This window comes from Marinimicrobium hydrolyticum (assembly GCF_030848505.1).
In the GTDB taxonomy this organism is placed as follows: Bacteria; Pseudomonadota; Gammaproteobacteria; order Pseudomonadales; family Cellvibrionaceae; genus JAVDDU01.
In genome coordinates, this window is record NZ_JAVDDU010000003.1 from 270,498 (window position 1) to 290,894 (window position 20,397).

The following is a 20,397-nucleotide window of genomic DNA, read 5'->3' on the forward strand; positions in this document are numbered from 1 at the left end:
CTGAAAGATGTGCCAGAAGATGGCGGTGGGCCCGAGGCCCACCTGATTATGCATTAAACGTCCAAATAATCCAGAATGCCTTGTGCCGCTTCGCGGCCTTCCCATATGGCGGTCACCACTAGGTCGGAACCACGGACCATATCACCGCCGGCGAAGATCTTGGGATTGCTGGTTTGAAATTTGTAAGTTTGCAGTTCCGGCGCTTCCACACCACCCCAGTCATTGACCTTAATGTCGTGGTCTTCAAACCAGGAGGCTGGGCTGGGGCGAAAACCAAAAGCCACCAGGACTATGTCAGCATCCAGAATTTCTTCACTTCCCGGAATGGGCTGAGGGCGACGACGGCCATTTTCGTCCGGCTCGCCCAACTCAGTGGTAACCACTTTTACCCCTTCCACTTTGTCTTCACCGACAATAGCAACCGGTTGGCGGTTAAACAAAAACTGTACGCCCTCTTCTTTGGCGTTGGCCACTTCCCGCACCGAACCGGGCATGTTTTCTTCGTCACGCCGATAGGCACACGTCACACTGAGCGCGCCTTGACGGATGGAGGTGCGATTACAATCCATAGCCGTATCACCACCGCCCAGCACCACAACACGCTTGCCTTCGACACTGATGAATTCGCTGGGATCTTTTTCAAAGCCCAGATTCCGATTGGCGTTGGCCACCAGGAAGGGCAGAGCGTCGTAAACGCCCGGCAGGTCTTCACCGGCGAAACCACCGCGCATATAGGTATAGGTCCCCATACCCATGAACACCGCATCGTAATCGCGCAGCAGATCTTCCACCATCACATCTTTACCGACTTCGGTATTGAGGCGGAACTCCACCCCCATTTCGGTAAAGATTTCCCGGCGCCGACTCATAACGCTTTTTTCCAGCTTAAATTCTGGAATACCAAAGGTGAGCAAGCCGCCGATCTCCGGATACTTGTCAAACACCACTGGCTTAACGCCGTTGCGTACCAGAACATCGGCGCAACCGATACCCGCTGGGCCGGCGCCAATGACGGCGACCTTTTTGTCCGTCCACACCACTTTGGACATGTCGGGTTTCCAGCCCATGGCGAAGGCCGTGTCAGTGATGTATTTCTCGGCGTTGCCGATGGTCACCGCACCAAAACCGTCGTTGAGGGTACAGGCACCTTCACACAAACGGTCCTGCGGGCAGACGCGCCCACACACTTCGGGCAGGGAGTTGGTCTGATGGCTCAGTTCCGCGGCCTCAAAAATGTTGCCCTCGGCAATCAGCTTGAGCCAGTTGGGAATAAAGTTGTGTACCGGGCACTTCCATTCGCAGTATGGATTGCCGCAAGACAAGCAGCGGTCAGATTGACTGGCCACTTCTTCCTGACTGAACGGCTCGTAGATTTCCACAAACTGGTGTCTGCGGGTGTCCATATCCTTCTTCGCCGGATCCTGACGACCCACATCGATAAACTGGAAGTTGTTGCTTGAACGTCCGGCCATAATTCCTGCCTCAGCTAATCGGTTGGGGAGCGCCACCAACTGGCGCTGCACCCACTTCAGTTTTTAAAGGCGGCCTTAGGCCGCCATGGGATACAGTCTTACTCGCTGCGCTGCTTCACGGTGTTTAACAGCCCCGGCAAGCTCGCCGCTTTGGGCTTCACCAGCCAGAACTTACCGACAAAATCATCGTAGTTCGACAGCAGCTCCTGCCCCCATTCACTTTCTGTTTCCTGAACGAACTCCTCAATCACGCCACGCAAGTGATTACGATGAGCCTCCAGGGATTCACTGTCAACGCGATAGATTTCCACCAGCTCGCGGTTGTAACGATCCACGAAATGATTATCTTCGTCGTAGACGTAGGCAAAACCACCGGTCATGCCAGCGCCGAAGTTCAGGCCGGTTTTGCCCAGCACAGTCACCACACCACCGGTCATGTATTCGCAGCAATGGTCGCCCGCGCCCTCTACAACCACGTGGGCGCCGGAGTTGCGCACACCGCAGCGTTCACCGGCCGCACCAGCGGCAAACAGCTTACCGCCCGTGGCGCCGTAGAGGCAGGTGTTGCCCATAATGCTGGTCTGGTTAGACTTAAAGGTGGAATTGCGCGGCGGACGCAGCACCAGTTTGCCGCCGGCCATGCCTTTACCCACATAGTCGTTGGCATCACCTTCCAGGTACATGTGTAAGCCGCCAGCATTCCAGACGCCGAAGCTCTGTCCGGCCACGCCGGTCAGCTTGAGGGTGATCGGAGTATCCGCCATACCCTGGTTGCCGTGCCGCTTGGCAATTTCACCACTGAGGCGTGCACCAATGGAGCGATCACAGTTGGTTACGGTGAACTCGAACTCACCACCGGTTTTACCATCGATGGCGGGCAGCACCGCTTTGACGATTTCCTCGGCCTTCTCACCCTTGTCAAAGGGCAGGTTGCGCGCCACACCACACAGCTGTGGCTTGGTTTGTAGGAAGTCGTCAGTGTGAATAATACGGCTCAAATCCAGCAATTGTTGTTTACTGGTTTGACCCTCAATGGCCTCCAGCAGATCGACGCGACCCACCAGCTCGGACAGGCTACGCATGCCCAGACTGGCCAGCAACTCACGGGTTTCTTCGGCAACGAACTTGAAGAAGTTCATGGCCATTTCCACGGTGCCAATGTAATGGTCACTGCGCAGCTTGTCGTTCTGAGTCGCGACACCAGTGGCGCAGTTATTGAGGTGGCAGATACGCAAGTATTTACATCCCAGAGCGACCATGGGTGCAGTCCCGAAGCCGAAGCTTTCAGCACCCAGCATGGCCGCTTTGACAACGTCCAAACCGGTTTTCAAACCACCATCGGTTTGCACACGCACTTTGTCGCGCAGGTCGTTGGCGCGCAGGGTTTGGTGTGTTTCCGACAGACCCAGCTCCCAAGGCGAACCCGCGTAGCGAATCGACGTGAGCGGACTGGCGGCGGTGCCACCGTCATAACCGGAAATGGTGATCAAATCCGCGTATGCTTTGGCGACACCCGCGGCGATAGTACCCACGCCGGGACGCGAAACCAGTTTCACGGAAACCAGAGCATCCGGATTGACCTGCTTCAGGTCATAAATAAGCTGCGCCAAATCTTCGATGGAATAAATATCGTGATGCGGCGGCGGTGAAATTAGAGTCACACCGGGCGTTGAGTAACGCAGCCGCGCGATAAGCTCATTTACCTTACCGCCGGGCAACTGACCACCTTCACCCGGTTTTGCGCCCTGGGCCACTTTGATCTGCAGCACTTCGGCATTAACCAGGTAATGAGGTGTGACACCGAAACGGCCCGAAGCGATCTGCTTAATCTTGGACATTTTCGGAGTGCCGTAACGCACCGGATCTTCGCCGCCTTCACCGCTGTTGGAGCGACCGCCGAGCCGGTTCATGGCTTCCGCCAGCGCCTCGTGAGCTTCGGGCGACAAGGCGCCCAAAGACATACCCGCGGAGTCGAAGCGCTTGATGATTTCTTCCAGCGGCTCCACTTCGCTGAGGGGAATGGGCTTAGCCACGCCCTCGCGTACTTTCAGCAGGTCGCGCAGGGTCGCTACTGGACGCTGGTTCACCAAGCCGGAGTAGTCCCGCCACAGGGCGTAGTCGCCGGTTTGTACAGCCCGCTGCAAGGTTTGGATGACGTCCGGGTTAAAGGCGTGATACTCCTGCCCGTGTACATACTTGAGCAAGCCACCTTGCACGATGGGCTTACGAGCCTGCCACGCGGTTTTCGCCAGGATTTTTTGATCCGCCTCCAACTCTTCGAAGCCGGCGCCTTTGATGCGCGACGGGGTACCGGCAAAGCACAGATCCACAACGTCATCAGCCAGGCCCACGGCTTCAAACAATTGCGCGCCCCGATAGGAGGTGATCGTGGAAATCCCCATCTTGGAGAGAATTTTCAGCAAGCCTTTGTTCACGCCCTTGCGGTAGCCCTTGTACGCCTGATCCGTGTCCAGCAATAGCTCGCCAGTTTCGATCAGGTGATTAAGCACGAAATAACTGAGGAACGGGTAGACCGCCGTTGCACCGTAACCAATAAGCGCGGCAATTTGATGCGAGTCGCGAGCGGTGCCGGTTTCCACAATGATATTGGCATCACAGCGATGGCCGCTGTGAGTCAGGTGGTGATGCACAGCACCCGTCGCCAATAGCGCGTGTATCGGCAACTGGCCTTTTTCCACACCATTGTCGCTCAACACCAGCAACACTTTGCCACTGTGCACGGCGGCTTCGGCACGCTGACACAAGTCGACAATCGCTTGCTGCAAACTCGTTTGTTCTGGATCGTAAGCCAAAGACAGGCGCTCAGCTTCGTAGCCGGGGCGCTGCACGTCCAGCAAAGCCCGGAATTTGGCCGGGGAAAGCACGGGCGATGTCAGAATCAACCGGTCAGCGTGCTCTTCGGTTTCTTCGTATACGGATAGCTCGCGCCCCAGACACGTCTCCAGGGACATAACAATCGCTTCGCGCAGCGGATCAATTGCCGGGTTGGTCACCTGCGCAAACTGCTGACGGAAGTAGTCGTACAAAGAGCGCTGAGTGCGCGACAGCACCGCCATGGGCGTATCGTCACCCATGGAGCCAACCGCTTCCTGGCCACCTTCGGCCAGCGGACGAATGACTTGATCACGCTCCTCAAAACTGACCTGATACAGCTTCATGTAAGCTTTCAGCTGATCATCGCTCAAGCCGTTTTCCGCCACGTCCAGATCTAACGTGGATTCGAGCCGCAAAGCCTTGGCCTTCAACCAAGCTTTGTAGGGCTGGCGCCCCTTGAGCTGCTCGTCGATGTCTTTGGTGTGGTAAAGCTGACCGGTTTCGGTGTCCACGGACAGCATTTGGCCTGGCCCCAGGCGCCCTTTGGCCACCACGTCTTCGGGCTTGTAGCTATACACACCCACTTCAGAGGCAACGGTGATGATATCGTCGTTGGTGATAACCCAGCGAGACGGACGCAAACCGTTACGATCCAGCGTACAAACGGCGTAACGGCCATCGGTAATCACCAAGCCAGCCGGACCATCCCAGGGCTCCACATGCATGGAGTTGTATTCGTAGAAAGCGCGCAGCTCCGGGTCCATGTGCTCGACGTTTTGCCAGGCCGGCGGCACCAGCATGCGCACGGCCCGATGCAGCTCAATGCCACCCGTAGTGAGTACTTCCAACATATTGTCCAGACTGGAGGAGTCCGAACCCTCGCGATTGACCAGGGGCGCCACCCGCTCCAGATCCGGCAGTAACGGCGTGCTGAACTTGGAGGTGCGCGCCACTGACCAGTTGCGGTTGCCCATGACCGTGTTGATCTCGCCGTTGTGCGCGAGCATGCGGAAGGGCTGCGCCAGAGGCCACTTGGGCAAAGTGTTGGTGGAAAAACGCTGGTGAAACACGCAGATAGCGGTTTCCAGGCGCGGGTCAGCCAGGTCAGCAAAGAAACGCGGCAGATCCACAGGCATCATCAGGCCTTTATAGGAAATCACACCCGTGCTCAGGCTGGCCATATAAAAGGATTTGTCTTTGGCCAAGCGCTGTTCAACCCGGCGACGGGCGATAAACAGGCGCGCATTAAGCTGATCAAGCGGCAGATCGGGGGTATTATTCACGAAGAAGTGATTGAAAACTGGCAGAGACTCCAAGGCGATAGGGCCTAGACAACTGCTGTCCACAGGCACTTCACGCCAGCCGGCCAAGGTCAGCTCCTGAGCGGAAATCTCTTCAGTAATCACCTGACGCGCTTGCTCGGCGGCAGCCGCATCGGTGCTCAGCATCACTGAGCCCACACCGTAAAGATCGGTTAGCTCCGCATCGCAGACCTCTTTGGCCACGGTGCGCATAAAACCATCGGGCATTTGCAGCAAGAGACCGCAGCCATCACCGGTTTTGCCATCAGCGGCAATACCACCCCTGTGCGTCATACAGGTCAAGGATTCTATGGCAGTCTGCAACAGGCGATGACTGGCTTTACCCTTCAAGTGGGCGATCAAGCCAAAACCGCAGTTGTCTTTAAACTCATCTAAGCTGTAGAGGCCCGTCGTCATACGTCGTCTCTCTTGATACCTGTCAAATGGGGTTTGTGAATTAGGTCACACCCAGACAAAAAAGCCCCTACACAAAGGGGCTGGGCAAATGGGCGCAGAATATTACCCGGTCACAGGCGCTTTGGCAAGGCGGCGCGACTGTAACGCGTCAGACTAGACACCAAAAACCGTCAAAAATGGGGGCAAATGTCACGAACAGCAACGAAAGGGCGCGAACATCATCCGATTACTTTCAGTCATACTGGATCACCAAAACAGTAAACTGAGGCGCGTGCGAATAGCTCAAGTAGACTCCTAAAGTACCACATTCTCCCCCAAACCTCCTATAATCAACTATGCGCCACGGAAGCCAGCGCCCCGCCGGCCTTTATATGCGCCAACTTATGGACTACTGTTGAACAGTGGAACAATAAATAGAACGGTAAATCAGGACGACTCCATGCAATTATCGAACTCTACCCCAGCCAGACTGAAACTCTTCGGCGCATTCTTACTCGCCTTGACCCTGACCGCTTGCGGCGGAAGCGACAGTGAAAACTCTCGCTTTAATGATGTTATTAATGGAGCCACGCCACCGTCTGAAACGGACTCGGAGACGGAGACCGATTCAGACGTTGATATTGACGATGGCGATAGCAGCGGCGAAATCGATGGCGGCCCGAGCCAACTGGGCAGGGGCAGCGGAGATGACTTTGTCGCTGGCGAAGTTTCCATTGGCATCGGCGACAATGCCCTATCCCCCGGCGGTCGTACCAGCCTGAGCGTCACCTTGGTTAACCATGAAGGTGAGTTGGTGGCCAGTCCGGTGAGTATCTCCTTCAGCTCCTCCTGCATCGCCGATGGGTCGGCCCTACTGACGGGCACCAGTGAGGAGGGCGGAAACACCGTCGAAACCTCATTCGGCCAAGCCAGCGTGACCTATTCCGCCAACGGCTGTGTGGGTGAAGACCGGATCACCGCTCGCGCCACACACGAAGGGGTGATTGCAGGCAGCGCCTGGGGTACGGTGACCGTGGAGAGCGACAGAATCCAGAACCTGGTTTTTATCGATGCGGAGCCGGAAATCATCAACATCAAGCAGGCCGGCGGCCTGGAGACCTCACGGGTGACCTTTCAGGTTCTGGGCGCCACCGGCAGCCCCATGCGCGATGTTGAGGTGAATTTCTCCCTGAATCAAACCCTGGGGGGGCTGGCCCTGGTACACACATCAGACACCAGTGATGCCGAAGGTTTTGTGAGCACCATTGTCCAGGCGGGCAATGTACCTACAGCTGTCTGGGTGACGGCACGCACCGAGGAAGTTGCCACCCAAAGCAACCGTCTGGCGGTAACCACGGGGATTCCCGACCAGAACAGTATGAGTCTGTCCGGTGATTACCTGCCCACCAGCTGGAATTACGACAACATAGAATCCGAGATTAACATCATGTTGGCGGATGCCTTCAACAACCCACCCCCAGATGGCACGACGGTCTATTTCACCACCAGTGGTGGCGCCATCGAGCCGGAATGCAAAACGGTAAACGGTATCTGTAGCGTCACTTGGCGTAGCCAGAACCCCAGGCCCGGCTCAGGCTCCGCGCAATTGTTTTCCTTCCCGCCAATAAGAGATCACAGCGACCGGATCATCGGCTACAGCACCGAACGGCAATGCCCCGACGGCATGATCGAGTGCCGCCCCGGGCGGGTCGTGGTGCTCGCCACAGCCTTGGGCAACGAATCCTTTATTGACGAGACCGGCACCGGACTCTACGACGGACCACCGGATATTTTTTCCACTGGTGGCAACTGCAATCCCAATGTGCCGGCATCTTCCGCCAGCGTCCTTCACGACAACGACACCGATATTGCGTCCCTGGCCTGTGATGACCTGGGTGAAGCCTACCTGGACAAAAATTTCAACGGGGTACGAGATCCAGGCGAGGAATATGTGGACCTCAACGGCGACAATCAACACACCGGACCTAACGGCATCTTCAACGGCGTGCTGTGTAGCGACGCTGCTCTTGACGCCGGCTACTGTACCCGGGAACCGGTTACCATTCGTGAGCAGCACACCATCATCATGGTGTGCGACACCCCCTACACCATCCCCTACACCAACCCCGACGTCACCGACAATAAGATTCGGACCATCCTTCCCGGTATGCGGGATGTGTATTTAGTCCGGGGAGAACAAAAAATCCTCGATATTTTGCTTGCAGACTGCAATGGGAATGGCCTACCGGCGGGCACCAACTTGTCGGCGGATGAAGATTTGGTAGACGACGCCGACATCAAAATCATACCCGATGGAGACTTGGTCGGATCGACAGAACCTTCCGTTGTCCAAGTATTCATCACTGACGGCGATGACGAAGATGATCGGGCCAGGGGCACTCTGTTCTTAACTCTTGAAGTACCCACCCCGCACGGGGGCAGCCTGACCTCCTATTATTCTCTCCGAATCAACCCTCCAGGAGAGGAAGAGGAAGAGGAAGAGGAAGAGTAGGCTCGCAAAGCAGCCTACAATCCTCTGACGCCTTCTATCTCCACCTGAATATCTCTTAACACGCGGGGCCACGGCCCCGCTTCTCGTTGTCTGGCGGGAAGCTCGGCGATAGCGGCCCGGGCTTCTTCGCTGCTCGAATAACGCCCCGCTACAACAACAAACCAATCATTGCCCTGACGGCGGGTGGTAAAACGCAGCAATTGCTCTCGATTGGGCTGACTGGCGATAAATTCCCGCACCGATTGTTCGGACCCTGCACCCAACAGCTGCAAAGTGTAGTCGCTGGCGCGCCAAGACAACAGAATTTGTTCGTCTTCTGGAATGCTCTGAGCTACGGACAGTTGTGACGGCTCTTGCGTTATTGGGGCCGATTCCGGCTCCTGGGCTGGTTCAGGTTCCTGGGTGGGGGCCGGTTGCGCAGGCGCGGGTTGAGCCAACTCAGGCAGCGCTGGTTCGGACAGTTCAGCGCGCTCAGGAGTAACTGGTTGGGTCAGACCTTCCCTCTGAGGCGCTTCCGCTACGGCATGCTCCTGCTCCTGAGCGGGATCACGGCGCTGGGACGCAAGATTCACGCTGGCCGGGGGCGCTTCGTCATTAAGGGTCACTACGTCGAGGTCGAATTCGCGTCGCTCAGTGTCATCGCCACCATAAAAAAATAACATCATCAGCACCCCCAGAAGCACGGCGATAGCGACCATGTGCATCACCGGGAGGTTGTTGAGATTGGGGAGGTTTACGCGATTCAATACGTTAACAAAGCCAGGGAATGATCCTGATTTGTCGGACTGCGGTGCCGCCACCGACTCCAGCAGCCACTGATGTGCGGATTGATGCAGGGATGGCAGGCGCCCATCGGCACGGTGCCACCAGGATTCTACCAATAGCTCGTTGAACAGCTCCGGTCCAATATAACCTGCCGCTTCCATGCGGAAGTTGAGATAATCCGCTGCATCGGGCAAGGACAACGGTTCGAGATAGAAGTCATGCACCAGAACCCCATGCATCTCGAGCTGCTCCAGCCGATTAGCCAGATGCGGCTCAGCAAACAGCACTATGTGCAGCCGACGCCCGCCCGGATCCTGGCCTTGCAACAAGGTAAGGAGGCTGGCCAAAGTTTGCTCATCCAGATGATGAGCATCGTCGATGACCACCAGCGCCAAGCTGTCCATTTCATCAGCGGACTGGCCAAAGCGCCGTAACGCGGCCAGTAGCTGTCCCACCGACGGCCGCGGTTCGTTCACCAACCGAAAGCTACTGGCGATTTGCGTCAAGACATCCGCAGCCGTGCAGCCCTGACTGGCTTGAACGGCGCAGATATCATCTTCCGCATCAAAGCTACTAAGCAGCTCCGCCGCTAAGCGCGACTTACCCGCGCCCGGCTCGCCAAGCACCGCCAGAAGGCTGCCACTGAACTGACACAGGTGTTGCAGCTTTTCCAGCAGCTGGAAGCGTTCGCCACCACCGTAAAAAGGTGCTTGAAGGGAATCCACAAAAGGATCGCGGGAAAGACCGTAGTGCTGGCGATAGTCCGCCAGACCGTGTGCACTGGGAGATTCAAAATTATCAGAAGTCATGGGTACCGATCCGTAGAGTTCGGTTGAGGCTAATCAAGTTGGCGGCTGGTATCAAGCTCCCAGCTCACACGCTGGCCCGAATGCGAAACCCGAGCCCCAACTATTGACCACGACAGGCGGCAAAAGTCTCTTGAAGAAGCGATTCTTCGATCTCGCTGGTAACTACCGCTTGACCCATCGCCTCCAGAAGCACCAAACGTAAACGGCCATCGAGCACTTTTTTGTCCACTCCCATCAATTTAAGGAAATCTTCTGGCCCCATATCGGCGGGTGCTTTGATGGGTAGGCCGGCACGCTCGATCAAAGCGATGGTACGAGCCAAATCCCCCGCGCTCAGTGAGCCCCGGCGATGCGACAAATCGGCAGCCATGACCATGCCCGCCCCGACCGCTTCGCCATGCAGCCAGACACCGTAACCCTGAGCGGCCTCGATGGCGTGACCAAAGGTATGCCCCAGGTTAAGAATGGCCCGAACCCCACCTTCTTTTTCATCCAATGCCACCACGCGTGCTTTGTTTTCGCAGGAACGTCTAACGGCGTAGGCCAGCGCCTGGTCGTCGCGCTGCAGCAGAGCATCCATATGCTCCTCTAGCCATTCAAAGAATTCATAGTCGGCGATCAACCCGTACTTGATCACTTCCGCAATACCCGCAGAGAGTTCGCGCTCAGGCAAGGTATGGAGTACACCGGTATCTGCCAGTACGGAGCGCGGCTGGTGAAAGGCACCGATCATATTTTTGCCCAGCGGATGATTGACGCCCGTCTTCCCGCCCACCGAGGAGTCCACCATAGCCAAAAGCGTGGTGGGAATTTGCACAAAATCCACGCCTCGCTGGTAGCAGGCTGCCGCGAAGCCGGCCATGTCTCCCACCACGCCACCGCCCAACGCAACCAGGGTGGTGGTCCGGTTGTGGCGTGCCGTCAATAGGCCGTCGAAAATTTGATTGAGTACGTCGAGGGTTTTGTACTGCTCACCGTCGGGCAAGACAGTGGTATCGACTTGAAAGTCCCGCAGTGCAGACTTCAGATTATCGAGATACAAAGGCGCTACGGTTTCATTGGTAACCACATGCACCTGTCGGCCACGAATGCGCTCAGCAACCAGCGAGGCGTTGCCGATTAGCTGTTTGCCGATATGAATGGGATAGGTGCGTTCAGCAAGATCGACGGTTAAAGTGTGCATAACGTAGCGAGGAGCCCCTGAGAAAAAGGAGCCTCATATTATCACACTTCAACTGACCTCGCGGACGTGCGCCAGTTGCTGGGCGATCTCCTGCGCAACCATGCGTGGCGAGCGGCGATCAGTGGTCACTACAAAATCGGCGGCCTGGCGATACAAAGGATCCCGCTCTGCCAAAAGATCTACGATTTTTTGGCGGGGATTGTTCACCTGAAGAAGAGGTCGCTTTTTATCGCGAGAGGTACGCTCCACCAGTTGATCGATGGCGGCGGTCAGGTAGCACACGTAACCGGACGCACTCATGGTGGCGCAATTCGCTGGGTTAAGCACAATGCCTCCACCGGTAGCGATCACTGCACCCGTCAGAGAAGCCAGTTCCGTTAAGACCGCCGACTCCCGAGCGCGGAATCCACTCTCCCCTTCGACATCGAATATCCAGGGAATGTCTGCCCCCGTGCGCTCCTCGATAACCCTATCGCTGTCGCGAAAAGGCAACTTCAGTTCGCTGGCAAGAAGACGGCCGATCGTGGATTTGCCGGCCCCCATGGGGCCGACAAGAAAGACATTATCTCTGGACATCAATTGGTCAGGCTATCAGCCATAATTTTGGGGGTAATAAAGATGAGCAACTCGCGCTTTTCTTCGACGCGAACTTCCCTCTTAAACAAGCGCCCGACAAACGGTAGGTCGCCAAGGAAAGGCACTTTATCTTCACCCTTGAGATGCTCAACCTGGAAGATGCCACCCAAGACCACCGTCTGTCCGTCCGCCACCAACACTTGTGTCTCCAACTGAGTCACGTCAATGGTCGGAATGCCGGAAGCGGGGTTCAATGCGCCAACGGTGTCCTGATTAATGATCAGATCCATTATTACCCGGTTATCTGGTGTAATTTGCGGAGTTACGTCCAACTTCAAGACTGCCTCTTTAAAGGAGGTGCTGGTGGCACCACTGGCAGATGCTTCCTGATAGGGAATTTCCGTACCCGACTCGATGGTGGCCCGCTGTTTGTCGCCAGTGATCACTTTCGGCTGGGAAACAATTTCAGCGTAACCGGTGTTCTCCAGAGCGGACAGCTCCATATCTAGGAAGGCGTTATTGCTTAAGATGCTGAAGGCAAAGCTACCGGCGCTATTAGCCACCCCTAAATCCACCATCATATTTTCATTCAGATCCAAGGTACCACCCTGCCCGGTCAGCCATTCGGCTGGAGATGCCGGAGAGGAATCCAATCCAGCCGTGGAGCCAGCCACCTCAACCAAACGGTTGCCGGAGGTGGTGTAACCCACGCCACCCCAGCGAATACCCATTTCGCGACGGAAGTCGGTGTTGGCTATCACTATGCGAGCCTCGATCATCACTTGACGAATGGGAATGTCAATTTGTTCAACCAGCCGCTTAAAAGCTTCGATACGCTCAGAGGTGTCGGTCAGGATAATTGAATTGGTACGCTCATCGACGATCGCCTGGCCACGAGAAGACAGTACGCTACCGGTGGCCTGGCTACCCTCGCGACCGGAACCGCCACGACCGCCGCCACCTTCACCGCCCCGCTGACCGCGGAACAACTCAAACATTGCCTGGGCGCTAGCGTAGCGAACCCGAATATATTCAGTCCGCAATGGCGCCAACTCTTCCAGCTGCTGCCTGGAGGACAGTTGCTGCCGTTCGCGCTCGGCAATCTCTGCTGCTGGCGCAACCATCAGTACGTTACCGTTCAAGCGCTTATCCAAACCGCGGGTTTTAAGTACCAGGTCCAACGCCTGATCCCAAGGCACGCTATCCAACCGCAGAGTAATACGCCCGCGCACCGTGTCGCTGGCCACCAAATTGAGATCAGTGAAGTCTGCAATAATCTGCAATACGCTGCGGACCTCAATGTCTTGGAAGTTGAGGGACAAACGATCACCGGTATAGGCAAACTCTTGATCCCGCGCCTCAATCTCTCGTTGAGTCAGCGGTTTAACGCTGATCACGTATTCTCTGTCGGCTTGGTAAGCCATGTAATCAAACTCACCGCGGGCGGCGATGTTCAATACAGTTCCACGCTCATCGTAGCTAGCACTGACCAGATTCACGGGCGTGGCAAAATCACGCACATCCAGGCGTCTGCGCAGCTCCTCCGGCAAAAACACGTTGGACAGAGACAGACGTACACCTTCGCCAGTGCTGCTCACGTCCGCCCGTACATTGTCATCGGACAGGTTAATAATAATTCGGCCTTCACCTTCGTCGCCGCGGCGAAAATCGATATTGGTCACGCGCTGGCGCTCTGGCCCACGAGTTTGACGAGGACGCTCCGAGGGCGAGTAAGTCGCACCCACTTCGGCCGTCTGGGACACATAGCCGCCCTGAACACCACCTACCTCAACAACATAATCATTGCCTTCCACGCGACCGTTGTACGTGGTCAACTCGGACAAATTCAAAATCAGGCGGGTACGCCCCTCAGAAGTAAGCAGCATGGCGCTGGAACTGTTTTCAAACGACAGGGGGAAGCGCCGCTGATTGAGGTTACTTACCACCTCAGGAAAATCCAGCACGATGCGCGCCGGCCGCTCAATGGTGTAACCCTGAGGTTCGGGAGGTGCGCCGTCGAATGTCAGGCGCACTTCGAATCGATCTCCGGGAAGAGATGAGAATTTTATATCGTCCAGACCTTGAGCCAACACAAGTGAAGGCACCAGACAGACAAGGAACAAGGCTAGTTTTCGCATGGTTGACCCCAATAAGAACAAAGCGCGCATGAGTGCTTATCCATTTATTCGTAATTCTATAATTCTGGGCCGCTCGACCCAGCCACCCCCACCGTCGGATACGATCTCCATCAGCTCAACCTGATTGCGATCAGCAGCCACAATTCGTCCGTGGTTTTTACCCAGGTAGTTACCCACCGTTACCGGATGCACGCCTCCCTGACCGTCGTCAACCAACACCCACAGCCGACCGTCTCTGGTCAGCGTGCCCACCATAGCCAGGGACGCAACGTTAAAGTTTTCCAGATATTCCCTTTCCCGATCCAAATCGGGTTGAACTTTGACCCCGCTCAACCGAGCTGACCGCTCCTCTTCACGCATGGGCGGATCGAAAGGACTACGCAGTGTCATGGCGCCATAGGTAAAAGGTCGGTACGGACGAAACGCCGGCAGAGGCTCGATTTCGCCCTCGGGCCGGTTTTTAGTGTCCTCAATATACTGCTGCAAGTCCCGATGCTGATTGGTGCCTCCGCATCCGACCAGCAGAGCCAGAGAACACACTAAACTGATTATTGTTAAATTTCTTTTCATCACTACTCATCCTGTGACTTATAGCGATAAGTCTTGGCCTGAATCTGCATGGTCAACTCTCCGCCACTGCCGCGCCGGGTAATGGCGAAGTTGTGCAAAGTAACAATGCGCGGCATGCCGGCGACCCCACTCACGAAGTTACCCATGTCGTGGTAGCTACCGGTTACGTTGATACTGATGGGCAACTCCACGTAGTACTCGGATTGCTGCTCAGTTTCCAGACGAATACTGTTGATATCCAGTCCGCTCTCGGAACCGCGCGCGTCTATGTCCTCCAGCAGCCCGGGCACTTCGGTATCACTGGGCAGGCGATCCAACAGGGCGCCGAAGGAGCGCTCCATTTCTTCCATTTGCAGGATGTAGTCGTCCAGATTCGCCGCCTGAAAACTTTTAGTTTCAAAATTCCGGCGTAGCGTGGTTTCCTGGGCGGTAATCCGATCCAACTGTTGATTCAGTTCCTTGATCTTAAAATAGCTGACACCACCCAGTATCGCGGCGACTACGAGTGCACACACAAAGATTTTTCCGGGCAGCGGCCAGACACCGATGCGGTCGATATCGATATCGTTAACGTCGAAATTCTTGATTTGTTCCAGCGTATCAGCGAAGGCCATCTCAGTTACCCTCCTCAGAATCCTGGTCCGCAGGCGCTGAGGTGCGCACAGACATGATGAAAGAGTTGGCCTGCTCCCCGTACGCGGGTGCACTGGTCACAGAACTGAGGTTAGGACTGGTGAACCAGTCAGACTGATCCAGGTTGCGCATAAAGTTCGATACCCGATTGTTGGATTCGGCTATCCCCTCCAAGCGGATCACTCTACCCTCACGAGTCATTCGATTCAGAAACACGCCGTCGGGTATGGCGCGAACCATATCGTCGAAGTAGCGCACAATGACCGGGCGGGTACCTTCCAAATCCTGAATAACTCGCATCCGCGCCAGCAACTGTTCACGCCGCTCGCGCAGAACCTTAATTTGATCCACTTTTTTATCAAGCTCGGCGATCTCTGCGGTCAACAGGCGATTGCGCGCTGTCTGATCAGCGATTGCCGTTTGCACAGAAGAGACCCACAAATAAGCGGCCACGGCGCACACAATGCCAACGATAACTATGATGCCGAAAAATTCTTTTTTCTTTTCTTGCCGGTAAGCTTCCCGCCAGGGCAGTAAGTTAATTCTAGCCATCAGTCGAAACTCCTCATCGCCAGCCCGGCGGCAATCATCAGCGAGGGAGCGTCATTAGCCAGAGCGGCTGAGTTCACCCGAGAGGACACTGACATATTGGCAAACGGATTGGCCACCGCTGTTTGGGTACCCAATTTTTCTTCGATCAGGCCTACCAGGCCATCCATTGAAGCGACGCCGCCAGCGAGAATAATGTAGTCCACATCGTTGTACTGACTGGCGGAAAAGAAGAACTGCAGCGAGCGGGTCACCTGCTGAACGACACCTTCTTTAAAAGGCGCCAATACTTCGCTCTCATAATCATCGGGAAGGCCGCCCTGTTTTTTCGCCAGACCGGCTTCTTCCATGGACAGACCGTATCGGCGTTGGATTTCCTCGGTCAGCTGCTTGCCCCCAAACAGTTGTTCGCGGGTATATACCGTCTTACCGTCCACAAGAACGCTGAGGGTGGTCATGGTGGCGCCGATGTCCACAACGGCCACCACCTGCCCTTCCTGATCTTCCAACTGTTCGGCGATCAATCCGAAAGCGCGCTCCATGGAATAGGCTTCCACGTCGACAATTTCTTCAGCCAGGTCGGCCAACTGGAGCACATTGACCCGCATGTCGATGTTCTCCCGACGGCAAGCGGCCAACAAAACTTCCACTTGGTCAGGATTGCGAGGCGACTCACCCTGGACCTCAAAGTCGATGGCAACTTCTTCAAGAGGGAACGGAATGTACTGATCGGCCTCTATAGAGATCTGTGTCTCCATCGCGTCGTCGCTGAGGCCAGCGGGCATATCAATGATTTTGGTAATCACCGCCGAGCCAGCAACAGCTACAGCGGTTTGTTTTAATTTGGTTTTGGATTGCTTCACCATGGCCCTGATGACCTCGGCGACAGCTTCTGGATCGTTAATGTTCTTCTCCACCACAGCGTTTGGCGGCAGTGGGCGAACCGCGTATGTCTCTACGCGGTACCGGTCACCGTGGCGGCTGAGCTCGAGAAGTTTTACGGAGGTGGAGCTGATATCCAACCCCAAGACCGGCTTTGCCCTAGTATCCAGGAAGCTTAAAATGCCCATTTTTCTATCTATATCCGTAACTTAGACGCAGTTTATGTTATAGCACTTTAAGTTAAGCCTGCAACAAGACGGCGCGTATGTAAACAGGGAAAAAGCCCGTATAATGCAGCGTTCTTGTCACCTAATTCGCTAACTTATTAATTCCAATAGAAAAAATGCCTATTAAAAAGTCGTACCTGAGTGTCTTATTTTGGTTATTTTTCGCTGGTCTTAGCGCCAGTGCGGTAGCTTTGGGGGGGTTATATCTCTTTTTAAGCCCCAAATTGCCACCCGTGGATACCCTTAGACACGTTAAATTACAGACCCCTTTGCGCGTTTATTCAAGTGACGACCAACTTATTGGTGAATTTGGTGAACAGCGTCGCACTCCCGTGCGCTACGAGGACATCCCCGAACTCTACATCCAAGCGCTATTATCCGCTGAAGATGCTGAATTTTACGACCATCGGGGCATTTCTATTAGAGGTTTTTTGAGAGCTGCGTCACTAATTGTGCAAACAGGTGAAATTCAAGGCGGTGGTAGCACCATCACCATGCAGCTGGCCAGGGACTTTTTCTTGACCCGTGAACAGGTCTTTTCTCGAAAGCTGAACGAGGTTTTGCTCGCCCTTCAGATAGAGCGAGAGCTCAGCAAAGAGGAAATCCTGGAGCTGTTCAACAATAAAATGTTCTTCGGCAACCGGGCTTATGGCATTCAGGCGGCGGCTCAGATTTATTACGGACGCAATCTGGACGAGCTGGAATTGCACCAAATGGCCATGATCGTCGGGGTTCTTAAGGCACCTTCAGCCTATAATCCGCTGGCCAACCCGAGTCGTGCGCTAACCCGACGCAACTGGATCCTCGGGCGGATGTTCGCCCTCAACTATATTGACGAACCCACCTATATAGCGGCCGTGGAGACTCCCGACGATGCTCGCTATCACGGAGCTACTCTGGATCTTTACGCTCCTTATGTGGCCGAACTGGCGCGCCGCGAAGCCGTTGAGCGCTTTGGCACCGACGCCTATACAGACGGCTACAAGGTATATACAACCGTAAACAGTCGGCATCAGGCCGCCGCCCAAGCCGCCGTAGTTGAAGGCTTACTGACGTATGACCGACGCCATGGCTACCGGGGTCCGGAAGCCCGCCTGGAAGAGCTCGAGACCGAAGGCGATTACAGCCCCTGGTTGCGTACCCTTCGAAGCGCCCCCCGCTTTGGCGGTTTGTCTGTTGGAGCGGTGTTGGCGGTTGAGGAGCAATCGGCTGAGGTTTTACTCGCGAATGGTGAGACCATTACCCTGGAATGGGATCAGGGGCTCTCTCGGGCGCGCCGCTACATCAATGAAAACGCTCGCGGCCCAGCACCGCAAAGCGCCTCCGACGTGCTCGCCGTTAGAGACATGATTCGTCTACAACAAGTGGAAGACCAATGGCATTTAAGCCAAGTGCCCACCGTGCAGGGCGCTCTGGTGTCCGTCGATCCACAGGACGGCGCTATGCGGGCCGTCGTGGGCGGCTTTGACTTCCGCCACAGTCAGTTGAACCGTGCCCTGCAGTCCGTTCGCCAACCCGGCTCCAGCTTTAAACCGTTTGTGTATACGGCCGCACTGGAAAACGGCTTTACACCCTCGTCGATTGTTAACGACTCGCCGGTCGTCATTCAGGATGCCAGCCTTGAAGGGGCCTGGCGGCCTGAAAACGACGGTGGAACCTTCTTGGGTCCAACCCGGTTACGTGAGGCGCTCTACCGCTCGCGCAACCTGGTTTCTATCCGGGTCTTGCGCAGCATTGGGCTACCCGCCCTGCTCGATACTCTGGACCGTTTTGGTTTCGCCCAGGAAGAGCTGCCCCGCAACTTATCAATCTCCCTAGGCAGTCACGCCGTTACGCCTCTGGAGCTGGCCACCGCCTATGCCATATTTGCCAATGGCGGCTACCGTGTCGAATCCTATGTGGTTTCAAGAATTGAAGATAGCTTCGGCCAGGTCTTGCACCGAGCGCGCCCCCTAACGGTCTGCAAGCCGTGCGAGCAAGAGGATCGGGATAGCGCCGACGACTTCTCCCGCCAACAGCTTATGGCCACCGCCAGCCACGACCTTGCTGAGCCGCTTGAATTGGAGTCAACACAGCCAGTTTCAGCTCCTGATGAGCCGGTACGTCTGGCCACCCTGGAGGAATCTCTCGGTACCAGAGACGCACCCGATCAAGTCATTTTGGAACCTCTGCCCATAGCTCCCCGAGTGATTGATGAGCGCACCGCTTATCTTATGGACTCCATGATGCGGGATGTTATCACCCGCGGTACCGGTCACCGGGCACGCGCTCTGGGACGGAACGATTTGGCGGGTAAAACCGGGACCACCAACGGCCCTCGGGACGCCTGGTTCGCCGGCTACAGTCCGGACTTGTCAACGGTCGCCTGGCTTGGCTTCGATCAAAACACGCCTCTGGGACGGGGGGAGTATGGCGGCACCGCCGCGCAACCGATCTGGATCAACTATATGCGCGTAGCGCTGGAAGGTTTACCGGACCGGCCGCCGCAGCAGCCCGATGGCATCGTCACGGTGCGCATCAATCCGGAGAATGGCCGACGCGCTCACATCGGTGATCCCAACGCGATATTCGAAATGTTCACCGCAGAGAACGTCCCGCCACGGGAAGATCGTCCTTCCGGCACCAGTCGTACGCGGGAAGAGCAGAGCTTGCCTGAAGAGTTATTCTAGCGGAGAGTTGTTCTAATAGAGAGTGAGCGTGCGCGGCAGTCTCGCCGCGCTTACTCTTGTGCGTTCGACAGCAGAGCGTGGGGGCTGCGTAGACGCATCATCCAGGGCTGGAACCCCCTCTCCACCGCCCTGGATTCAGAGCGATCAATGACCCAGCCGCTGACCAGGATAGTCCGACCCAACCAACGCTCCCAGTCATCGTCAGTGAAATTAAAATAGTGACGATCCGAGGCTGGAACCTGTATTACCACCGGTCCATCCAGCTCCAACCAAACGGTGTCTCGGGTGAAGCTCACATCGGTCACTTTTCCGCTCACCAGCTGAAAACCGCCTTGGCTGACGTCTGCCGCTGGCGTGGGCTGCCAATGGCGGTGCCCCCAAACGCCCACCTCCCGCAGCCGGGCTTTTTCCTGCTGCTCGCGCAAGCAATCGGCAAGCGCCAGATTGGGCGGGACAGCCACGTGGAACGCTAGGCCCTGACGCAGCAACTCCGCTTCCAGACTGCGCCCTTTGGCATCGTATAGGTACGCCAGAGTTCGCCCGAAGCGATCTTCACGCTCCGCATCGTAGACCAGCGTCAAGGGGTGTCCCGGCGGCGTCCACTCAAGCACAAGTGCATGCGCTTCTAGCGCCAAAGGTTCATGAGGCTCACCTGAGCGCCCCAGTTCCGGTGCATCAACCCCCAAGAACCTCACCCGGCGGCCATCCTGTAGACGCACCGTATCGCCATCAATGACCGAGGCAACAACAGCGGTTTCGCGCTCTGCCCCCTCGGGGGGAGGGCAATGGGATTGGGCGGGAAGGGCTAAAGCCCAAAACATAAAAAAAGCGCCGAGAGCTTTCGCTTTCGGCGCTTTTTTGGGTTTGATAACCATAGGCT

The 20,397-nt window shown here is 56.0% G+C and carries 13 protein-coding genes; 2 read left to right on the forward strand and 11 right to left on the reverse strand.

What is annotated here, in order from left to right:
* Positions 1 to 53: 53 nt before the first annotated feature.
* On the reverse strand, positions 54 to 1,472 hold the full coding sequence (locus RBH33_RS07355; protein ID WP_306731509.1) for an FAD-dependent oxidoreductase: 1,419 nt from the start codon (positions 1,470 to 1,472) through the stop codon (positions 54 to 56).
* A 98-nt stretch (positions 1,473 to 1,570) separates the two neighbouring features.
* Complete coding sequence (gene gltB, locus RBH33_RS07360; RefSeq protein WP_306731510.1) at positions 1,571 to 6,025, reverse strand: glutamate synthase large subunit; 4,455 nt, start codon at positions 6,023 to 6,025, stop codon at positions 1,571 to 1,573.
* Positions 6,026 to 6,464: 439 nt separating this feature from the next.
* Between gltB and RBH33_RS07365 the strand changes: the two genes are divergently transcribed.
* Entirely contained in the window at positions 6,465 to 8,516 is a 2,052-nt protein-coding gene (locus RBH33_RS07365; RefSeq protein WP_306731511.1) for a hypothetical protein, read from the forward strand.
* Positions 8,517 to 8,530: 14 nt separating this feature from the next.
* Here RBH33_RS07365 and RBH33_RS07370 read toward each other — a convergent pair whose 3' ends face one another.
* The 8 genes from RBH33_RS07370 to RBH33_RS07405 form a co-directional block, all read right to left on the reverse strand.
* Positions 8,531 to 10,090 carry an AAA family ATPase gene (locus tag RBH33_RS07370; RefSeq protein ID WP_306731512.1) on the reverse strand — a complete coding sequence of 520 codons (1,560 nt, stop codon included), beginning with the start codon at positions 10,088 to 10,090 and terminating at the stop codon, positions 8,531 to 8,533.
* 100 nt (positions 10,091 to 10,190) lie between these two features.
* Positions 10,191 to 11,273: a 3-dehydroquinate synthase gene (aroB, locus tag RBH33_RS07375; protein ID WP_306731513.1), complete on the reverse strand. Its 1,083-nt coding sequence runs from the start codon at positions 11,271 to 11,273 to the stop codon at positions 10,191 to 10,193.
* Between the two features lie 48 nt (positions 11,274 to 11,321).
* Complete coding sequence (gene aroK / locus RBH33_RS07380) at positions 11,322 to 11,849, reverse strand: shikimate kinase AroK (protein ID WP_306731514.1); 528 nt, start codon at positions 11,847 to 11,849, stop codon at positions 11,322 to 11,324.
* The gene (locus RBH33_RS07385) at positions 11,849 to 13,987 is read right to left on the reverse strand and encodes a type IV pilus secretin PilQ (protein ID WP_306731515.1); all 2,139 of its coding nucleotides are present in this window, start codon (positions 13,985 to 13,987) and stop codon (positions 11,849 to 11,851) included. Before RBH33_RS07385 ends, aroK begins: the two co-directional genes overlap by 1 nt.
* Before the next feature lie 36 nt (positions 13,988 to 14,023).
* Complete coding sequence (locus RBH33_RS07390) at positions 14,024 to 14,557, reverse strand: pilus assembly protein PilP (protein WP_306731516.1); 534 nt, start codon at positions 14,555 to 14,557, stop codon at positions 14,024 to 14,026.
* Positions 14,558 to 14,559: 2 nt separating this feature from the next.
* Entirely contained in the window at positions 14,560 to 15,171 is a 612-nt protein-coding gene (locus tag RBH33_RS07395) for a type IV pilus inner membrane component PilO (RefSeq protein ID WP_306731517.1), read from the reverse strand.
* Between the two features lies 1 nt (position 15,172).
* Positions 15,173 to 15,742 carry a PilN domain-containing protein gene (locus RBH33_RS07400; RefSeq protein WP_306731518.1) on the reverse strand — a complete coding sequence of 190 codons (570 nt, stop codon included), beginning with the start codon at positions 15,740 to 15,742 and terminating at the stop codon, positions 15,173 to 15,175.
* Positions 15,742 to 16,809, reverse strand: a complete 1,068-nt coding sequence (locus RBH33_RS07405; protein WP_306731519.1) for a pilus assembly protein PilM — start codon at positions 16,807 to 16,809, stop codon at positions 15,742 to 15,744. The genes RBH33_RS07400 and RBH33_RS07405 overlap by 1 nt, the downstream gene beginning before the upstream one ends.
* A gap of 308 nt (positions 16,810 to 17,117) precedes the next feature.
* Here RBH33_RS07405 and RBH33_RS07410 point away from each other — a divergent pair, with 308 nt between their 5' ends.
* Positions 17,118 to 19,517 carry a penicillin-binding protein 1A gene (locus RBH33_RS07410; protein ID WP_373568238.1) on the forward strand — a complete coding sequence of 800 codons (2,400 nt, stop codon included), beginning with the start codon at positions 17,118 to 17,120 and terminating at the stop codon, positions 19,515 to 19,517.
* A 50-nt stretch (positions 19,518 to 19,567) separates the two neighbouring features.
* On the opposite strand, the gene RBH33_RS07415 is transcribed toward RBH33_RS07410, so the two are convergent.
* The gene (locus RBH33_RS07415) at positions 19,568 to 20,392 is read right to left on the reverse strand and encodes a thermonuclease family protein (RefSeq protein WP_306731521.1); all 825 of its coding nucleotides are present in this window, start codon (positions 20,390 to 20,392) and stop codon (positions 19,568 to 19,570) included.
* Between the last annotated feature and the right edge of the window lie 5 nt (positions 20,393 to 20,397).

Excerpts from the sequence above, each read along its gene's own strand:
- RBH33_RS07370 (WP_306731512.1), bottom strand. The coding sequence starts at position 10,090 with ATGACTTCTGATAATTTTGAATCTCCCAGTGCACACGGTCTGGCGGAC.
- RBH33_RS07365 (WP_306731511.1), top strand. The coding sequence starts at position 6,465 with ATGCAATTATCGAACTCTACCCCAGCCAGACTGAAACTCTTCGGCGCA.
- RBH33_RS07405 (WP_306731519.1), bottom strand. The coding sequence starts at position 16,809 with ATGGGCATTTTAAGCTTCCTGGATACTAGGGCAAAGCCGGTCTTGGGG.
- RBH33_RS07415 (WP_306731521.1), bottom strand. The coding sequence starts at position 20,392 with ATGGTTATCAAACCCAAAAAAGCGCCGAAAGCGAAAGCTCTCGGCGCT.
- aroK (WP_306731514.1), bottom strand. The coding sequence starts at position 11,849 with ATGTCCAGAGATAATGTCTTTCTTGTCGGCCCCATGGGGGCCGGCAAA.
- RBH33_RS07395 (WP_306731517.1), bottom strand. The coding sequence starts at position 15,171 with ATGGCCTTCGCTGATACGCTGGAACAAATCAAGAATTTCGACGTTAAC.
- RBH33_RS07400 (WP_306731518.1), bottom strand. The coding sequence starts at position 15,742 with ATGGCTAGAATTAACTTACTGCCCTGGCGGGAAGCTTACCGGCAAGAA.
- RBH33_RS07385 (WP_306731515.1), bottom strand. The coding sequence starts at position 13,987 with ATGCGAAAACTAGCCTTGTTCCTTGTCTGTCTGGTGCCTTCACTTGTG.
- aroB (WP_306731513.1), bottom strand. The coding sequence starts at position 11,273 with ATGCACACTTTAACCGTCGATCTTGCTGAACGCACCTATCCCATTCAT.
- RBH33_RS07390 (WP_306731516.1), bottom strand. The coding sequence starts at position 14,557 with ATGAAAAGAAATTTAACAATAATCAGTTTAGTGTGTTCTCTGGCTCTG.
- gltB (WP_306731510.1), bottom strand. The coding sequence starts at position 6,025 with ATGACGACGGGCCTCTACAGCTTAGATGAGTTTAAAGACAACTGCGGT.
- RBH33_RS07355 (WP_306731509.1), bottom strand. The coding sequence starts at position 1,472 with ATGGCCGGACGTTCAAGCAACAACTTCCAGTTTATCGATGTGGGTCGT.